Source organism: Ruegeria sp. D4, from assembly GCF_056534475.1.
Genome location: NZ_JBQFPJ010000042.1, coordinates 1 through 2,792, shown reverse-complemented (window position 1 = coordinate 2,792; position 2,792 = coordinate 1). Strand labels below are relative to the sequence as shown.

The following is a 2,792-nucleotide window of genomic DNA, read 5'->3' as shown; positions in this document are numbered from 1 at the left end:
AGGGCTCAAGACGCGCCATCTGGGCGTCGGTCAGCCAAAACAGATCAGACATGTTCACCGCTCGTTTTTCGAACCGTGAATCACGCAACCCCGCAGAAATCAATGGGTCCTGACCCTAAGAATAAGTAAGAAAGTGTCTTTTCATCTGCTGTAGCTGGAACACCAGTTACACTGCAAAGGGCGATGCTGATAGCGCTTTGGATCAAGTGTTTTACGTTGATAGCTCTTCTATTTTGTTAAGAATTGTCTTTTTGTTGTAAGTATCGACCAAGTCTATCAGCAGGATCGTTTTGTTGCACCCTTGTTCGATCATGCTCTACCATCGGACCATAATTTCTGGTTGCATCTTTGCAGCTTGTTCAAGACCGAATAGCGGTGCGGTGTAGTTAGGAGTCTGTTCATGGCAGAACCAATCGTGGTGGACAGTTTTATTGCTGTGACTCTTGGCATCGTTGTTTTCTTTCTTGGATCAAGGCTCACAGAGCAGTTTGAGCTATTACGCAAGTACTCAATCCCCGAACCGGTTTCGGGCGGCTTACTGGCCGCACTAGTGACACTAGGCGTAGTGACTGTGACCGGGCGAGAAGTAGTTTACGATCTGGCGTCGCGCGACTCTTTGCTGATCTACTTCTTCACCACAATTGGTCTTAATGCGAAGTTCTCAGACCTAGTTAAAGGCGGCCCACTTCTCGGCCTCATGCTTGTTTTGACCATTGGGTATATGTTTATCCAGAATGGAATAGGCATTCTCGGAGCTTCACTATTTGGGTTGCCATCTCAGGCTGGTGTGATGATGGGGACAACGTCTCTAATCGGTGGTCACGGTACTGCCATAGCGTGGGGCCCAGTTGTAGAAGAGCAGTACGCAGTAGCGGGGGCGGCGGAGCTCGGCATCGCCGCTGCAACGATCGGATTAATAATGGCAAGTCTAATTGGCGGACCAATCGCCAGCTACTTGATTGCGCGTGACCGGCTCGAACCAAGTGCGAAAGAGAAAACGTCGATTTCCATTTCAAATCAAGACGCTATTGAGGTGGTAGCTTCTACTGATCCAACCGGTGGCCCGACGAATCCTGGAATGATGCGAGCTATTCTTTGGACGCATCTAGCAATTGTGATTGGCTTCGTTGCAGATGAATCGCTGGAATTAACCGGAGCAAACCTGCCGCTCTTCGTGCCATGCCTTCTTTCCGGTATTTTACTTGCAAACCTGACGCCCAGAGTTTTGCCGAAGATCAAGACACCAACGGGGACCGCCTCTTTGAAACTATTGCAGGACTTCTCGCTAGCAGTGTTTCTTTCAATGTCTCTAATGAGTATGCAGCTTTGGACTTTGGCGGGTTCCGCTGGTGTTTTAGCCGTCACTATGACGCTTCAAGCTGCGGCTGCGGCAGCTTTCATCATATTCGTCGTCTATCGAACGATGGGGCGAAACTATTTTGCTGGCGTGATGTCTGCAGGTTTCGCAGGTTTCGCTCTTGGAGCTACACCAACGGCCATAGCCAACATGACGGCTGTGACGCATAAATATGGCCCGTCTCCGCTTGCCTTCATTGTACTTCCGCTGGTTTCAGCTTTTTTTGTCGATATTGCCAATGCATTTATTATCCAATTGTTCGTCTCGAACTTACCTTAGATTCAGGCTCAATTGAGTTTCATAGCCAGAAGTCGACCCCTGCAGCCAAAGCGATAGCGGAGAAGAACGTCGTTGGTTACCAATCGTATCGGCTATCGACACGCCATCAAAGAATCATCTCGATAAGGCTCCGGCGTTACAACGACGCTTGTCGGATTGAGCGGATATTTTGCTTTGCTTTTTTCCTGGGATACAGACGTATATCCATTTTCTTCTCAATCTGCCGTGTAGGTCGTGCCCGAAATTAGTTCAACTGGAAAGCCACTATCATCATTTGGGCACTTCATGCTGACGCGGACCTATTATTTAGCGGCGTTAGTCGGGCATGCTACGTTCTAAGAGGGGGTGAACGAGCCCAATTGAAGGTCGCTCAAACGCATTTAGCAGCAGAGTTTATCGAGTTGGGAAAACTCCCGCTGGCCCCCAACAGCAATTTACTAGTCTTTCAAGCCGCGCTGCATCCTTCCCACGTGGCGAAAAATATCGGTGAGCATTGCCGTCATCAAACCAAACATGAAAAAACCGTTTGCACCAGTCATCCCGCCAAGCAACCTCTGGTGCTGTGGGACGACAACATCGCCAATTCCCAAGGTCGTATACGCTACCAATGAGTAGTACACCGCCTCTTCCAGCGTGCTGAATACTGACATCTGCAAAAAAACTAGGGCCCACAACCAAACGCCAAATGTGGTCACGCTCATTATGCAAACCACGACCATGATCAAAACTACCACGAATGACATAAATCGGTTGTCCGAATGTCGAAGCCACGGCTCCATTTTTTCAAGTACCTCATTGAGAACGCCCCACATTATCGCGCCTGTCATAATTGAGAGCAGCGTGACAACTGAGCCCAGCAACAATTGACCAATCACGAGACTTTCTCCTTTGCCGTTTCTTGTACCGGTGCCGCTAAGGCAAAAGTTGCTTCGCACAGAGGTCCGCGCGCGGCACATGATTTTAAAGGTCGAAGGCGGTAACCCTAAGATATCGAGTGCGGCTTATTTCTCCAGAACCAACTTTCTACGTATCGCGAAGTAGCATTCGTCAGTTTTCAAATCGTCACTGTCTAGCCCCCTCGTTCGGCACCACTAAATTGAGGTTTCTCTAATAAGGTTTCAGGCACAGGTGGGCGCATGTTCAGAGCATGATGTGG

2 protein-coding genes are annotated in these 2,792 nt (G+C 49.1%); one reads left to right on the top strand and one right to left on the bottom strand.

Annotated elements, in window-relative coordinates:
- Positions 1-400 precede the first annotated feature (400 nt).
- Positions 401-1,636: a sodium/glutamate symporter gene (gene gltS, locus ACR0MI_RS23610; protein WP_170817448.1), complete on the top strand. Its 1,236-nt coding sequence runs from the start codon at positions 401-403 to the stop codon at positions 1,634-1,636.
- Between the two features lie 437 nt (positions 1,637-2,073).
- On the opposite strand, the gene ACR0MI_RS23605 is transcribed toward gltS, so the two are convergent.
- A complete protein-coding gene (locus tag ACR0MI_RS23605; RefSeq protein WP_170817449.1) occupies positions 2,074-2,511 on the bottom strand; it encodes an ion channel in 438 nt (145 codons plus the stop codon).
- Between the last annotated feature and the right edge of the window lie 281 nt (positions 2,512-2,792).

Coding starts and splice junctions, on each gene's coding strand:
- gltS (WP_170817448.1), top strand. CDS start 401: ATGGCAGAACCAATCGTGGTGGACAGTTTTATTGCTGTGACTCTTGGC.